Origin of the sequence: Pseudoalteromonas sp. P1-7a (assembly GCF_001401855.1) — a bacterium.
Taxonomy (GTDB): domain Bacteria; phylum Pseudomonadota; class Gammaproteobacteria; order Enterobacterales; family Alteromonadaceae; genus Pseudoalteromonas.
Genome location: NZ_LKDU01000001.1, coordinates 71218 through 86016, shown reverse-complemented (window position 1 = coordinate 86016; position 14799 = coordinate 71218). Strand labels below are relative to the sequence as shown.

Here is a 14799-nt window from a genome sequence, read left to right as displayed (position 1 = left end):
TTACTAATTAATGCTTTTGCTATGCAAATTTTTGGTCGTACACTACGGCATTGTGCGCATGTAGGCTTTCTTGGTGCTCAACTTTAAAGTGGTAGTCGCAAATATCTGTATTTTGCTCAAGGGCGTGCTTTAACCTGCGGGCGGCATCTTCACAAAACAGTAGGTTTTCGGCGTTTAATTTAGCAAAGGCTTGCTCGTCTTCTCGTTTTACCGCGGTTTGTACTGGCGTGCCTATGGCTTGTTCCATTTGCGTAATGAGAGTGGGTAAATCAGGAAGTTGCTCGCCTTGTAAGCTCATATTTATATACGCATACGAGCGTTGGCTGTGCGGGGTAGCTACACTGCCTTGCTGCGATGTAAGCCACTCTAATAAAGTGTTTTTATCAAGCTGCTGCTCTGTAAACTGCTCTGTTACGGCATCACTTAACGCTTGTCTAGAAAGCGCGGCCGAACACGGGCACGTGCTAGAATAAGGAATTGTTAGGCTAAGTTCGGTATTAATAACGCCATTTTTAATGGTTTTGCTAAGAGCCACCGGATACGCCTGAAACCCAGATTGATTAGATAAAAGCGCCGGCTTGTTTATTACAAGCTCAAAAGCTAAATCTACTTTGGCACTTAAGCTTAAGCCTTGCTGAGAGCTCAGCATGTTTTCAACTAGCGTTGTTAAAACTTGGCCATTGAGTGGCTTATTAGCCAGTTGTTCATTAAGCAATAAATACAAGCGCGACATATGTATGCCTTTTGCATTTGCTTTATCAAGGCTAACAAATATGCCTGCTTTAGCGTGAGTGTGTAGTTGCTCACTTTTGTTGTTTAAAATATGTAACGGCAGCGAAACCTCTTCCATACCCACCCATTGTAATGGGCGTGCATTAAGAGAGTTAGGCTGCGAAGTAATATCGGGCAAATGGCTTTTAGCATTCATAAATTTAACTATTCCGGTTAACGATTAAAAATAAGAGGCATAGCAGGTTTACTTGGTTTAGTGACTGTTTTGCCATCGTAAAGGCGCTCGCCATTAACCCACGTGCTTACTATTTTTGATGAAAACCCAACGCCATTAAAAGGCGTCCAGCCGCAAAGGTAGCGGCAAGCGTCGTGGCTCACCTTTGTAGTTTGCTGTGTACTTATCAGCACTAAATCGGCGTAGTAACCTTCTTTTATAAAGCCGCGTTTATCTACCTTAAAACGCAGCGCGGGTTTATGTGCGGTTTTTTCTACTACTTGTTCAATGCTTAAGCGGTTGTGTTTAACGTGTTCTAGTAAGCTTAAAAGTACGTGCTCTACTAAGGGCAAACCTGCTGGCGCGTTAACATAATCGGTTTGTTTTTCTTGCCATGTATGCGGAGCGTGATCGGTGGCAATAATATCTATTTGATTATTTTTAACCGCGTTTATAAGCGCATCGCGATCGGTTTTAGCTTTTATGGCTGGGTTACATTTTATTAAGTTGCCTAAGGCTTCGTAATCTTGCTCGCAAAAGTATAAGTGGTGTACACAGGCTTCTGCGGTAATGCTTTTATTGGCTATATCGCCTTTAGTAAATAAACTCAGCTCTTTTTCGGTAGTTATGTGTAATACATGCAATTGCGCATTGTATTTTTTAGCAAGCGACACCGCATACGACGATGAGGCATAACACGCCTGCGCATCACGTATTTTTGGATGATCGGTAATACTAGGCACAATGCCTTGTTGCTCGTAGCGCTGATTATTTTTGCTAATGATTTTTCCATCTTCGCAGTGGGTAACTATAAGCACAGGGCATTCGCGAAATATCCCCTCAAGCGCTTGTGGGTTCTCTATTAATAAATTACCGGTAGAGGCGCCCATAAACACTTTTACGCCACATACTCTTTTAGGGTCGAGCGCTTTAATATCATCTAAACTGTGCTCGGTTGCGCCAAGGTAAAAAGAGTAATTAGCATAAGAGTGCTGCTCAGCTATGGCGTATTTTTCTTCAAGCGCCGCTTTGTTTGTGGTTGAAGGGGTAACATTAGGCATTTCCATATAACTTGTAATACCGCCTGCCACTGCCGCGCGTGATTCAGTTAATATAGAGCCTTTATGGGTAAGGCCTGGCTCTCTAAAATGCACTTGGTCATCTATCATACCTGGGAGCAAGTACGCGCCTTTTGCGTCAAATACATCATCGTTTATGCTCGGGGTGATATTAGCAGCAATGCATTCAATAAATTGGTTGGTAATGCGTACATCAGCACGTTGCGTTTTACCTTCGTTAACCATTTGGGCATTTTTTATTAGTTGGCTTTTCATGCTTAAGGCTCTTATTTAGTCAGCAATGTATGTTTAATGGGTGTGAGTTGGCGGCCAAATATTAGCTTTGCCAACTAATAACAGGGTTATTACGCGTCGCTTCTGTTGAGCCTTGCCCTGTGTTACTAATCCATTGCACGTTAAGCGCATTCAGTGAAGGCATTAACTTAAACAACGTGACCGTAAAGCCCCTAACCGGTGTTTTGCAGTTAAAATTGTAGGTGGCTTCAACATTATGATGATCGTGGCTATGAAGGTCTGCGTGTTCATCATGGCTGTGAGCAAGTGAGTTTTCGGTGCTTTGTAAAATACACAGCCCTTTTATATCAATGGCGTGGCTGCTATTTTTTAACTGCTGGGCAAGTACATCAATAGCATTTTTATCTGTTGAGCTTGCAACTTGGTGCTCAAAACCAAGCGCATCAGCAGCCGGAATAATAAACTGCATTTGCAGCACATTGCCCTGTTGAGCAATAAGTAACTCACCTTCCCCATGTACATGCTTTTGCGCATTAGCACTAAAACCCAACCCTAATAGCAGGGCAATAGTGAACCCTTTTGTAAACGTTTTCATAAGCTAACCCTTATACAAAATAGAGCTAAATACAGCAATTGTTATAATATAACATACCGATTGTGTCCTAAAAAGATAATAATTAAGGCTCTATTGGGCTAGTAAAGCCATTTATTGTTTATAGGTACAGATGCTGGTAAGTTTTAGCTATATAAATAATTTATTTTTAAGGAAAAACATGAAACTGTCATTGGAAGACATCACCGCCAATAATTACGAAGCCGTATGCGATTTAGAGGTTACTAAAACTCAAGAAGAATACGTAGCGTGTAATATGTGGTCGTTAGTAGAGGCGCACTACAATAGCGGGTATACCTGTAAAGCGAATTAACCTGAACTCTGGATAATAAATCTATCTCAAGCAGTTATTTTCAGCGCTAACTGCGTTGAATTTACTTGCAATAAGCTAGCTATTGACGCGTAATTTCGCCTTGTTTTCACTGGAAATCTCTGGCTAGAGAGAATAAGCATAAATATCACTTTTGACTCAATATGTTAGTAAATCTCTTAACCAGAGTTCAGGTTATTTTCCTAAATGCTCTGCCAGTAGGCTTTTTTATGTGGGTACAAGAAACCCCAACAAAGGTTTCTATTTGGCGCTTTATGGTTGATCAAACTTATACCAACTCCAATAAATAGTTGCTCTATTTTACTTGCTAAAACAACCCATTTCTTTGTTTTAAATTTCGTAAAGGGAACAACCACTTACATCAATTTACGCCTAGAACTGAATTGTTTTTTCGGCGTAAAATTTAGAACATATACTTAAATGGAGTTGGTATTATCAAAATAAAGGCATTGGGCGCAAAGCACTATTCATGGCAGTTGAAGAGATTAAAACAAACCCTGAGCTTGAACAAATCGAGATTTGTTATAACCCGCAAAACCCAATAGCTAAAGATTTTTATTCAAGTTTTGGATTTGAGGAAGTTGGCCTCGATGAGGGCGACATGTTAGCCGTTATTAAAATTAGCCGTTAACTCATTTATTTTGCCGCTGCCGATTATATATTGCTCTCCTTCCCTACTCTTTTCTCAAAAATCATAAATTAATTATTTTAAATTTCAGCTCCTAGCTGCGTTGTTTTTTTTACTTTATAACCTATTGCTTTAATTTAAAAAATAAAAACAAAGTCGCTTAAAATTAATTTTTTAGTGCGGCTTTTTGAGTGTTAATTTTACTTATTTGTGGATTGAGTGTTCTATAAGTTATTGACACTCTCTGTTCTTGCGTGTAAATTTCGGATCAATCGATCCACAAGTGTTATGGGTAATGTGTTTTAAGTTGATATTTTAAGAGTTTGTTCCTCTTATTTTAAATAGCATCTTTTTAAAACACGTTTATAGCTCTGATATTTATTATGCGTAGTTTGCATATATAAATACCCTGTTAGGCGAAATATAGGTGTGTCACTGTGGGTCGATTTTTACTTTTAACTAGGAGCCAAAAATGACTAACCAAGTAATTAAATTAAATGATCAAAACTTTGAATCGCTAAACAAAAAAGACGCCAAATTAGTTGTAAGACTATGGGCTGAGTGGTGTGCTCCATGCCAAACGATGTCGCCTATTTACGAGCAAGTAGCCGATAACCTCGCTGATGAAAATATTATTATGGGGGAGCTTAATATTGATGATTTTCCATCAGTTGCAGCCAAATTAGCGGTAAGAAGTATTCCTACTGTTGTTGTATTTAAAAACGGTAAAGAAATAAATCGCTCTGTAGGTATGATGCCTGCGCCAGAGCTACAAGCGCTAATTTTAAAAGATTAGTACGCCAAAGAGGTGATAAATGAGCACACATCGAAAGTTGATAATTTTGGGTTCGGGGCCTGCTGGTTACACTGCCGCTATTTATGCAGCTAGAGCAAACCTTGAACCATTACTAATTACTGGCCTTGAAGTGGGTGGGCAACTCACAACAACAACTGATGTTGAAAATTGGCCAGGATACCCAACGGGTATTCAGGGGCCACAACTGATGAGACAGTTTAAAGAGCATGCTGAAAATTTTGATACCGAAATAGTGCATGACTACATCACATATGTTGACCTGCAGCAAAGACCGTTTGTGCTTAAAGGTCAGCAAACTTACACTGCTGATGCGTTAATTATTTCTACGGGCGCATCGGCAAAGTACCTTGGCCTACAAAGCGAAACTGAGTTTAAAGGTAAGGGTGTATCGGCGTGTGCAACTTGCGATGGCTTTTTTTATAAAAACCAAAGCGTAGCTGTGGTTGGCGGTGGTAATACCGCAGTTGAAGAGGCTTTGTATTTAGCTAATATTGCGTCGCACGTTACGCTTATTCACCGTCGTGATTCACTCAGTGCCGAAAAGGTTTTACAACAGCGCCTATTTGATAAAGTAGCGCAAGGTAAAGTAACTATTAAGTGGAATAACCAAGTAGATGAAATAGTGGGTGACGCTAACGGCGTTACAGGAATTACTATTAAATCAACGTTACCGGAGCAAGACAGAGAAACACTGAGCGTTAATGGGGTGTTTATTGCCATTGGGCATCAGCCTAATACACATATTTTTAAAGATCAGCTTGATATGCGCGATGGCTACATTAATGTGTATTCTGGGTTTGAAAATGGTGAAACATTAACGAATATTCCCGGCGTATTTGCCGCAGGTGATGTAAGCGATAACCATTATAGGCAGGCAATTACATCTGCAGGTTCTGGGTGTAAAGCAGCACTAGATGTAGAGCAATACTTTACTCGCTTAGGTGCTTAGCACAGCAACTGTATTTAAAACTTATGGTATGATCAACACAATGCCCGACAATACTTAGTATTTCGGGCTTGAGTGTTTTAACTAACAATACACTTATTTAAAATTTACTTACTTGAGGTAATTTATATGGCCCGAACCGGACGCCCACGCCAGTTTAACCGTGAAGATGCAATAAAAAGTGCAATGGATTTATTTTGGCAAAAAGGCTACGAATCCACTTCTTTAGCTGAGCTACGCAAAGTGTTAGGCAATATTTCATCTGCGAGTTTTTACGCAGCATTTGGCTCAAAGCAAGCTCTATACAGTGAATGTTTAGCACTTTATACCAGCACCTGTGGAGAGACCTTTTCGGAGCTAGAAAACGAGTCGGTTCCTGCAAAAGCAGCGATTAAAAACATGGTGTTTAAAACCATTCATATGCAAACCTCAACTAAGCAACCATCGGGCTGCATGATTGTTTTATCTGGCTTAAATTGCGGCGACGAAAATAAAGAAGTTGAGCAAATGGCGCTGTCGGTACGTAACGACATTCGTAAAGCGCTTGTAAAATGCATAGAGCGCGGAACAGCCCGGCAAGAGTGGCAACAAGAAATGCCCGTAGAGCAATTTATGCTAATTTTAGATACCTTTATTAATGGCCTTTCTATTCAATCAAGAGACGGCATTGCACGGGAAAAGCTTTTAGAAGCCTGTGAGTTATTTTTAGATAGATGGTAATAAGTAGATTGCTTTAAGCGCATAGAAAAACAGACTTAACGTAACTAAATTAAATTTATATATAAAAAAACAAGGCGCACTTTTAATAAAAAGTGCGCCTTGTTTGTTTTAGCTAGGGTACTAAATGTTAAGCCGTTTTAGCAGGTAACTTTGCGGCTGTTACTGCTAAATAAGTGAGCCCAATAATACCTGTTAGTGCACAGGCCGATAAAATAAAGGGGTCAACTAACAGGTTATCTTTAAATTCAAAGGTGCCAGCTGATATTTTTTTCCAGCCCATAAAGTGCTGATTAGCGGCCACTGTTGCGCCAAAAAAACCAATCACTAAAGCAAAATATTTGCCTATCCAGTGTGTAACCGCAGGCGTTATTAATAATAAACCTAACAGGCCTATTACTGAGCGCTGCACTCTACAATAGGGGCAAGCATACACTATGCCTAATAAGTCTGTGCTCCACGCAGCTATTGAAATAACAATAGCGATTAAGCCCACTATTTTTATATGCGTAGAATAGGTGCTTAAATTTAAAATGTTCATGTACTGCTTTCCTACTTAAAATTATGCTAAAACCAGTGCGGTTAAAAACATGCCTAAGCCAAATATGGTGTGCCCTACAAAGCTTTTTATGCGCGTAACTGTGGGGTTAGGTGTTTTTGCACCGGCCATACCCGCGCCCATGCCTGGCATCATTATAAAAAAGGGGGCAACTATGCCAAACCACGAAACAAGTAATGCAGGTAGTATGGTTGGCAAATCAAGCCACTGCGTGTTTACACACACCATTAATATTAACCCGTACGCTATGCCAATTAGGTAATGTACAACCCAACCAATACCAAGCTCACCCGGTATTTTTTCGGCCTTAGGTAGTGCAGGCTGATAAAATTGCCCCGACTTCATATGACCTACCCAGCGCCCAACTAATCGCCAATTTGTGGCGGGTAAATCAAAAAACTTAGCGAGTAACCCCGCGTAAATATCTAACACTAGTGTGCCCCCTATACCTATTAATATAAAAGTATAGAAAGAGTCGCTAAACATAGGCTGTATCTCCTGGTAATACGTTAAATGCTAGGTGTTTTGCTGGTGTGTATACATAGCACAACAGCAAAGTGCATAGACTTGGGTATGTAATGTGATAATATTACCAAAACGCCATTATGAACACTAATGGTAAAAACTGGTTTTGGAATGAATATAAATCATAATGCTTGAACGTAATCATCTACACATTATTAAAGAGGTTAATCGCCTTAAAAGCGTGACCGCCGCGGCCGAAAGTTTAAACTTAAGTCAGTCGGCTGTGAGCCATACTATTGCTAAATTAGAGCGCCGATTTGGCTTAAAACTGTGGCATCGTAAAGGCAATACGCTTGTATATTCTCAGGCGGGGCTTTATTTACTTTCACTTGCAGACAAAATGGTCACCGAGTTTGAGCACGCCGAGCGAGTATTACAAGAGTTTGCCCAAGGCCGCCGAGGAATAATGCGCATAGGAATGGAGTGTCACCCGTGTGAGCAATGGTTAATGGGCAAAATTCAGCAATTTTTAAAAGCATGGCCAGAGGTAGACGTAGAAATAAAAAGTGCCTTTAGATTTGATGGCATAGCAGCGCTAAAAGCCAACGAAATAGATGTGCTAATAACCCCCGACCCCGTAAATACAGAGGGCTTAAATTTTAGGTCTGTGTTTAACTACAATTTATGTATTGTAGTAAGCGAGCAAAACCCGCTATACAACAAAGCGTTTGTTACAGCACAAGATCTCGAAAACCAAATACTTTACACCGTGCCCGTAGGCTACAACCGCTTAGATGTTTACACCCGATTTTTAGACCCCGCTAACGTGCAACCCAAACGCAGAGTACCCATAGAAAGCACTGAAATGATGCTGCAATTAGTGTCGGCCAATCGGGGGGTAGCAGTATTACCAGAGTGGCTAGTGTCATCGCACGAAAGTCGTTTAGGCATAAAAGGCATCAGCATAGGTAATAAAGGGCTGCAAAAAAGCGTTAATGTAGGTGTGCGCGATGACGACTTACAGCTTGATTATGTAAAAGGGTTTATAGAATCAACGCGCTCTAATGTGTAAATGGATTTGCTGTTAAATGTAGGGCGTTAATGCGAATTAATAATTTTGGGGAGTATTAACTTTAGCTGTTAGGTATATGCCTGTTTAGGTCGGATAAGCGAAGCGCCATCCTAAATAGTAAAATACCTTGCCAATTATTATCACCATTTTATGTTGTCGTGTGGCTAGAGAGTGCCAAAAGCTGGTGTTCGATTATTTGTAATTAAGCGGCAGAAGATTACGTATTGCGGAAATTGCACTTTTAGGGACAGAGGTCAACTATGAGCGAAGGACGGTGCTGTGTCATGAGCAGTCATTCATGATTAAATTGTTTATGCCCATTAGAATTGAAACCAAACTGTCCCAATCGTTCTAATTCGATGCTACAGAGTGACTAAAGATTCAGGGCAAGGCAATTGGCTAATGCTGCTTTTAAGCGACTATAGCCAATTACACACCTAGGACATACCACACCAGAAACGATTTCAATCGTTAGTTTGGGTCTTTGACATCATTATTTCTTCTCTACGATAATTGCAGTGATTGTTTTGTTACCAACATTTTTAACTTGGTGTTCCCATTGGTCATGCCACATCACGTAGCCATCCGGGATCTCCAAAGTCATGTCTTTTTCACTCGTTATTATCGTTGCCTTGCCACCTTTTTCGAAGTAAACAGTCTCAGCATTGTGCTTATGCCAATTATCTTGTTCTCCTGGTTTAAGTGTCATCTTAAGCACCGTAACCTGTTCGTTCTCAAGAAGAAGTTCATATTGTTTTGGAGATGCGATGTGAGCAGGTTCGACTATTGTGTCATCTGCAAATGCGTTTCCAAGTAATAGGGCTGAAATAACAGCAGTCAATACAACCTTTTTCATAGTAGCTCCTATTTATGCATACCACGAATGGGGTAGTTGTTGTCAGGGTTTCGTATCCAAGCTAAGCCACTAATTAGAGACTGAAGTTCAGGTCTTACAAACGGATTGTTAGAAATGTCTGCTACGTGAACTTTTCCTTCACTATTGACTACAAATAGCCCCGGTTCAGCAAATGGATGATCGGTTTCTTCTAGGGACCTTGGATCTGATATGTACAACCCAAGCTCTTCCATTTGTTCAAGGGTAAGGCCGTATGCAATAGGGAAAGCCACATTAAGTCTTTCCATATGACTTTCGAGTTGCTCTTTACTGTCACCAGAAACGGCGATCAAATCTACGCCTGTTTGAGCAAGTAAGTCTTTCGCGTTTCCTAATTGGTTCAGGTATCGTGTACAAAGAGGGCAATGTTGACCTCTGTAAACAACAACCATCTTCCAATCCAAACCATTTTCAGGAATAGAAAGCTTTTTAATATCACCATTTAATAGCTTTGCTTCAATTACAGGGAAGTCAGCTCCCGCGTGTAATTTAGTAGTATATTCAACGCTCATAACTACCCCTTAAAAATGTTTGTTAATGTGAGCTTCAAAACGTTTGAAGTCGCTTTCAATCTCTGCATTTTTCATCACATCGAAGCATGCAAATGTTTCCATAGGCTTCATACCAAAAAACTTGAAGTTCATATGCATAGGGAATAATAGGTCATCAATTGATTTTCCATTAAAGAATTCGTTTTCATCATTAAACGCTTCTTCTGGCGCATTTAACGTTAGCGACATCATGTATTTTGTATTAGTTAGTGTGCCACCCATGCCATAGTTCTTTTTAGGTGCAGATTCGTCACGACCATCACCAACACATAGTGCACCCCCCATACCCGCTGTATAGACTTCATCCATGTATTTTTTGAATGACCAGGTAACACTCATCCAGTTTACCGGGGTTTGAAGAATAACGATGTCAGCCCATTGATGATTTTCAAGTTCTTTCTCAACATTAATCTCTTCTGAGATTGTAACTACGCGAGTTTTATGGCCTTTTGCCTCTAATATAGAAACTGCTTTTTCTACTAGCGTAGTGTTTAGCTTGCCTTCCGAAAAAGGGTAATATTGGTGACCATTAATAATTAAAATATTGCTCATTTGTGTTTCTCCAAAAATAAAATTTATTCTGAATGCCTAACCGTGGTATATTTTATATACCTTTTAACTACAATCAATTAGTATACTTTTAGTAACCTTAAGAAAATAAGAGAGAAACTGTGGAAAGTTCAATAAAAACAGATGGTAAGGGAAGGAAAAAAGTTTATAACGCGTGCATGGAGCCTTGCGCGATTGAAAAAGGTATGCGTTTGATCGGTGGAAAATGGAAAGGATCAATCATTTATCATTTAAAAGATGAGCCAGTCCGATTTAATGACTTAACTCGAATGCTAGGCGGCGCAACAAAAAAAATGGTTGATCAACGTCTCAAGGAACTTGAAGAAGAAGGTATGGTAATTAGAAGGGTTATAAGCGACAGACCCATAGCTGTTACATATGAACTTACTGATTTTGGCAAATCAGCACTTTCTATTTTAGATGATTTAAGAAAATGGTCAGAGGCAAATGGGATAGAGTTAAATTCAAAGTAGTTTTTACCTGTTCCAAGTCAATATTTAACAGTGGTCTTTCCGTATCAGATGAGCAAGCCTCGAATTTAGTGTAACTTTACGACCTATAGAGTAATTACGTTAAATCACTTTTGTCCAAAAATGATTTTGTTCGACTCTCTGCTCTCCGCTTAAAGCCACCCTTAGAGCATTTACGTTAACTCGTTTTGGGGCAAAAACGAGTTTAGGCTGGTGATTCTCTATTGGCACAAAGCAGCACTATGAGTTTTTAAACCTGAGCGTCCGCTCTTTGTCTGAAGCGGATTTTCGCAAAAATTATGTCTAATCTCCGGAGTTCGCTCATAACCGCCCATCAGCTGCCGTTATGAGCTATCCATTAAAACGCTAAGCTCAAACCTCAGCCTCTACACATCACGCGTTAACTTTTTTAAATACAGCTCAACGCCTATGTTTGCTGCATCAACCGCACCAGCTACATAGCCCGGAAATTGCACCGACCATTCGCTGCCAATACCGACTAAATTTTGATGCCATGGGCCATTTTGCGCGGTTATGTAAGGTGCTGGCGCATGCGTATTAGCTGCGTGTATATCAAGCGATGTTGCGGTGAGCGGGTCTTGTGCCCAGTCTTTAATAATATCGGCTTTTGGTGTGGCGGCTTGTGCGCCAAAAAGCCTGACTAATTGCGCTTTGCAATGTGTGATTAAATCTTCATTACTAATGCGTTTTCGATCATCGGCGGGTATGCCAATAAAGCCAAATAATGCGGCTTGGCCTTGTGGGTTTGATGCGTCGTGTATTTCTGCCATTGGCCCAACGCTGCTGCGGGCGCTGCCCGAGAGCGTTTGCTTACGCCAAAATGGCGTATCGTACACAGCAATATACTTAGCGTGGGGTGCCATCCAGGTTGCGGTATTTTGCCACTGCGATACTAAATCGCTTGGCAATGCGGGGGTAAATGTTATTTGGCTTGTGGCTAAGCGTGGTGGTAGCGCAAGCATTACGTGCTCAACGTTTACTTTATTATCGGCTGTGTTAGAGGTGCTAAAGTTAACTTCAATATGACCGTGTTGGTGGGTAATTGTGTTTACCAAAGCGCCGGTCACTATGTGTTTGTTGCTAAGCTTTTCATGTAAGGTATTAATAAGTATGCCCATGCCACCCTTTAGCCGCATAGACTTAGGCGCATGCGTATAACCGGGCATTGCTGTTGGCGGCTGCGTATGTGAGTGCTCTACTAACGTATTGCCTTGATCGTACTGGGCAAATGTTTCTAGGTTTAGCGTTTTAATAATGGCATTTAATTGCGGCTGAAACTCTGGCCAAAACCACGTTGGGCCAAGATCAAATCTGTTTGTTGTCGCTTGCGACAGGCTTGTAAAGTCCATAATACGGCCACCTAATTGGTCTCTGGCTTCAAGCAATATGTAATCGGTAATGCCTTGTTGCTCTAACTGATAAGCTGCATACACGCCGCTTAGCCCACCGCCTATAATCGCAATTTTTGTACGCATTATTTAGCCTCCACAGCCTATGTTTTTAAAATTCCCTACTTTTAGGTAAATTGTAGCGCTGTTATTTCCCGCTGATATTAACGCTTTACTCGTGCTTGGCAGCCTTAGCCAGCTTCCTTTTGAATATTCTACCTCGTTGTGTATTACGCTGCCGCCCAGTACAAATAGCTCTAAGGCATTATGTGCTTTTAGGTTATCAAATAGGGGCTGTTGCGGGGTTAACTTAACCAGTTTAGTTACTTCGTTATCATCTTGATAAAGCGGGCATATTGTGCGGTTATTTTGTGTTATCCACGTAGCCGGATCGTGTGTATTTATGCGCACAGAGGTGGTTTCTGTTACGCACATTTGCCACAGTTTTACAAAAATGGTTGCGCCACTTTTACTTTTAGGTGCATGTGAAGACCCTGGCGGATTTCGTAAATAAAAGCCTTGTGGGTAGTCGCCCGACTCATCTGAAAAAGTGCCCGAAAGTACCATTATTTCTTCTCCACCTGGGTGAGCATGGCTTGGAAAAGTAGACTCAGGCGCGTAGCGTACTACGCTTGTTGCTCTGGCTTTTTCAGCGCCTATTCTGTCGAGCATTACGCGCTCAACACCCGCCTGAGGCGATGTTTGCCAACTATATTGACTTGGCAGCATTAAAGCGTGTTGTGAAAAATCTGAATTGACTCGCATTTGTCCAACCTAAATAAAATAAGAGCAATAACATAAGTTATTACTCTGTGATACCAATCCGCACTAATACTTAATCATTTTGCGGGGCTAAACGTGTCGCTACCTGCGTTAAAAAATTCTCATTTATAACAACTAAATAGCGAATTTCTTGCCTAACTATCAACACGTTTTTCCAACCTCAAAATAGATCACTTAATTAAGCGAATTGGTATAAATTTACGCTTATTAAGCGTTTTGTAATTGTGCGTGAGCGTCAAGTACTCGTGCACTGTAAGTTAGCGCTGCACCTGCATTTAAGGCTACAGCAACGCCTAACGCTTCAGATATTTCACCAATTGTTGCGCCGTGCTCAACCGCTTTTTTAGTGTGCATCGCAATACACCCATCACAACGTGTTGTTACGGCAACAGCGAGTGCTATTAGCTCATGTAATTTAGGCGTTAAATGGCCTGTTTTTGCGCCAGCGCCATCCATTGTCATTAATCCGCGTAGGGTATCTGGGCTTTGCTTAGCAAACGCACCTACAGTGTTCATTACTTCGGTGCGGTACGCGTTCCAATCTTGTGACATTTTTTACTTTCCTATCTTAAATTTTTACTCAGCTACGCAGTAAATGCGTACTTCTGGTTCATTAGTAAGTAGTGGCGCGAGCGCGGTAACTACATCTGCATTAAATAAATCGCTTTCTAAATACTCATGAGCGTGCTCAATAGTTTCAAAGCCGTGAAGTACCTGTACATCTTCATCACGCGCTAATAACTCTTTTGAAACTGCGCCTCTTACAGTGTCTAAAAATGGGGCTTTGTAGGTATTAAAAACCTCTGCTGCTGCTTTTCTATTACCGTGGTCAACATTTAGTGTAATTTGTAAATAAACCATATTTGTTCTCCAGTGATTAAATTTAGCTATGGGCTGCTTTAGCCCATTAGCGCTTACAGTATTTATTAATAGCTATGAGTTACGACCTGCCATTACGCCGCCGTCAACATCCCATACTGCACCTGTGACCCAAGCGGCTTTGTCGCTGAGTAAAAACGCAATGGTGTTGGCGACATCTTCGCTTGTACCTACACGGCCAATTGGGTGGAAACTGTTAAAGCCTTGCAGGGCATCGTTTACTTGTGCTTTAGGAATAAAACCTTCGTAAATTGGCGTTTGTACAACCGCTGGCGATACTGCATTAACGCGAATGTTGTGCGCTGCTAATTCCATTGCTAGATGTTGCGTTAGCGCATGTAAACTTGCCTTAGCCATTGAATACGCCGACGAGGGGGTAGCGGCAATAGCTTGCTTACCCCACATAGAACCCACATTAACAATGGCGCCTGCGCGTTTTGCTGCCACTAAATTAGCGGCTACTTTTTGTGTAATAAAAAACAAGGCACGGTTAATTTGCATGTATTGATCGTAATCAGCCGCTTCGTGCTCTAAAAATGGTTTAGGGAAAAACACACCGGCAGCATTTACCAGTAAATCCACGTCTGCGTGCTCTTGTGAAAGTGTGTTAATTAAGTTTTGCACGCCTTCGTTGCTGGTTAAATCAGCGGTTAACACCTCAACAGTGCCTAAAGCAGATAACTGCTCTTTTGCTGCATGGGCTTTTTCTTTACGGTGGCCAACAATAACAGCGTGGCCGCCTTGCTCTAAAATTAATCGAGCCGTGTCAAAACCCATTCCGCTAGTACCACCAATAACGAGTAATTTTTTACCTAAAAATTGCTTAGTCATGATT

Annotated in this window: 19 protein-coding genes and 2 pseudogenes; 8 read left to right on the top strand and 13 right to left on the bottom strand. The window is 41.0% G+C overall.

The features are described 5' to 3' along the window. Positions 1 to 19 precede the first annotated feature (19 nt). The 3 genes from folE2 to AN389_RS00435 all read right to left on the bottom strand — a co-directional run bounded on the left by folE2 (position 20) and on the right by AN389_RS00435 (position 2854). Positions 20 to 928, bottom strand: a complete 909-nt coding sequence (gene folE2, locus AN389_RS00445; RefSeq protein ID WP_055018981.1) for a GTP cyclohydrolase FolE2 — start codon at positions 926 to 928, stop codon at positions 20 to 22. Positions 929 to 945: 17 nt separating this feature from the next. Continuing rightward, complete coding sequence (locus AN389_RS00440) at positions 946 to 2280, bottom strand: dihydroorotase (RefSeq protein ID WP_055018980.1); 1335 nt, start codon at positions 2278 to 2280, stop codon at positions 946 to 948. Between the two features lie 61 nt (positions 2281 to 2341). Then, the gene (locus tag AN389_RS00435; protein ID WP_055018979.1) at positions 2342 to 2854 is read right to left on the bottom strand and encodes a DUF2796 domain-containing protein; all 513 of its coding nucleotides are present in this window, start codon (positions 2852 to 2854) and stop codon (positions 2342 to 2344) included. A 178-nt stretch (positions 2855 to 3032) separates the two neighbouring features. Here AN389_RS00435 and AN389_RS20300 point away from each other — a divergent pair, with 178 nt between their 5' ends. From AN389_RS20300 to AN389_RS00415, 6 genes and pseudogenes are all read left to right on the top strand, one after another. Beyond that, positions 3033 to 3185, top strand: a complete 153-nt coding sequence (locus tag AN389_RS20300) for a hypothetical protein (protein ID WP_408003037.1) — start codon at positions 3033 to 3035, stop codon at positions 3183 to 3185. A 203-nt stretch (positions 3186 to 3388) separates the two neighbouring features. Next, positions 3389 to 3469: pseudogene (locus tag AN389_RS20615) on the top strand (GNAT family N-acetyltransferase); the annotation flags it as partial. Between the two features lie 167 nt (positions 3470 to 3636). Next, positions 3637 to 3834 (top strand): annotated as a pseudogene (locus AN389_RS00430) (GNAT family N-acetyltransferase); the annotation flags it as partial. 469 nt (positions 3835 to 4303) lie between these two features. Next, positions 4304 to 4627, top strand: coding sequence for a co-chaperone YbbN (locus tag AN389_RS00425; RefSeq protein WP_055018978.1), 324 nt, complete (start codon positions 4304 to 4306; stop codon positions 4625 to 4627). 19 nt (positions 4628 to 4646) lie between these two features. Next, positions 4647 to 5597, top strand: a complete 951-nt coding sequence (gene trxB, locus AN389_RS00420; protein ID WP_055017036.1) for a thioredoxin-disulfide reductase — start codon at positions 4647 to 4649, stop codon at positions 5595 to 5597. A 126-nt stretch (positions 5598 to 5723) separates the two neighbouring features. Continuing rightward, positions 5724 to 6314, top strand: a complete 591-nt coding sequence (locus tag AN389_RS00415; RefSeq protein WP_055013550.1) for a TetR/AcrR family transcriptional regulator — start codon at positions 5724 to 5726, stop codon at positions 6312 to 6314. 127 nt (positions 6315 to 6441) lie between these two features. Here the strand turns inward: AN389_RS00415 and AN389_RS00410 are convergent, their stop codons facing one another. Further along, positions 6442 to 6852, bottom strand: a complete 411-nt coding sequence (locus AN389_RS00410; protein ID WP_055013549.1) for a disulfide bond formation protein B — start codon at positions 6850 to 6852, stop codon at positions 6442 to 6444. A gap of 21 nt (positions 6853 to 6873) precedes the next feature. Beyond that, entirely contained in the window at positions 6874 to 7356 is a 483-nt protein-coding gene (locus AN389_RS00405; protein ID WP_055013548.1) for a DUF2938 domain-containing protein, read from the bottom strand. 166 nt (positions 7357 to 7522) lie between these two features. Between AN389_RS00405 and AN389_RS00400 the strand changes: the two genes are divergently transcribed. After that, on the top strand, positions 7523 to 8407 hold the full coding sequence (locus tag AN389_RS00400; protein ID WP_055018977.1) for a LysR family transcriptional regulator: 885 nt from the start codon (positions 7523 to 7525) through the stop codon (positions 8405 to 8407). Positions 8408 to 8900: 493 nt separating this feature from the next. On the opposite strand, the gene AN389_RS00395 is transcribed toward AN389_RS00400, so the two are convergent. The 3 genes from AN389_RS00395 to AN389_RS00385 are packed head-to-tail and all read right to left on the bottom strand — an operon-like array spanning position 8901 to position 10405. Continuing rightward, positions 8901 to 9263 (bottom strand): hypothetical protein, encoded by a 363-nt coding sequence (locus AN389_RS00395; protein ID WP_055013546.1) that lies wholly within the window; start codon positions 9261 to 9263, stop codon positions 8901 to 8903. Between the two features lie 8 nt (positions 9264 to 9271). Next, the gene (locus AN389_RS00390) at positions 9272 to 9814 is read right to left on the bottom strand and encodes a peroxiredoxin-like family protein (protein ID WP_055013545.1); all 543 of its coding nucleotides are present in this window, start codon (positions 9812 to 9814) and stop codon (positions 9272 to 9274) included. Positions 9815 to 9823: 9 nt separating this feature from the next. Beyond that, positions 9824 to 10405 (bottom strand): NAD(P)H-dependent oxidoreductase, encoded by a 582-nt coding sequence (locus AN389_RS00385; RefSeq protein WP_055013544.1) that lies wholly within the window; start codon positions 10403 to 10405, stop codon positions 9824 to 9826. Positions 10406 to 10524: 119 nt separating this feature from the next. Here AN389_RS00385 and AN389_RS00380 point away from each other — a divergent pair, with 119 nt between their 5' ends. Then, positions 10525 to 10896: a helix-turn-helix domain-containing protein gene (locus tag AN389_RS00380; RefSeq protein WP_055013543.1), complete on the top strand. Its 372-nt coding sequence runs from the start codon at positions 10525 to 10527 to the stop codon at positions 10894 to 10896. Positions 10897 to 11279: 383 nt separating this feature from the next. Here AN389_RS00380 and AN389_RS00375 read toward each other — a convergent pair whose 3' ends face one another. The 5 genes from AN389_RS00375 to AN389_RS00355 form a co-directional block, all read right to left on the bottom strand. Next, a complete protein-coding gene (locus tag AN389_RS00375; protein ID WP_055018976.1) occupies positions 11280 to 12389 on the bottom strand; it encodes an FAD-dependent oxidoreductase in 1110 nt (369 codons plus the stop codon). 3 nt (positions 12390 to 12392) lie between these two features. Further along, a complete protein-coding gene (locus tag AN389_RS00370) occupies positions 12393 to 13067 on the bottom strand; it encodes a cupin domain-containing protein (protein ID WP_055018975.1) in 675 nt (224 codons plus the stop codon). A 225-nt stretch (positions 13068 to 13292) separates the two neighbouring features. Then, positions 13293 to 13637, bottom strand: a complete 345-nt coding sequence (locus AN389_RS00365) for a carboxymuconolactone decarboxylase family protein (RefSeq protein WP_055013540.1) — start codon at positions 13635 to 13637, stop codon at positions 13293 to 13295. Positions 13638 to 13661: 24 nt separating this feature from the next. Next, complete coding sequence (locus tag AN389_RS00360) at positions 13662 to 13946, bottom strand: hypothetical protein (protein ID WP_055018974.1); 285 nt, start codon at positions 13944 to 13946, stop codon at positions 13662 to 13664. A 72-nt stretch (positions 13947 to 14018) separates the two neighbouring features. Continuing rightward, on the bottom strand, positions 14019 to 14795 hold the full coding sequence (locus tag AN389_RS00355; protein WP_055018973.1) for an SDR family NAD(P)-dependent oxidoreductase: 777 nt from the start codon (positions 14793 to 14795) through the stop codon (positions 14019 to 14021). Between the last annotated feature and the right edge of the window lie 4 nt (positions 14796 to 14799).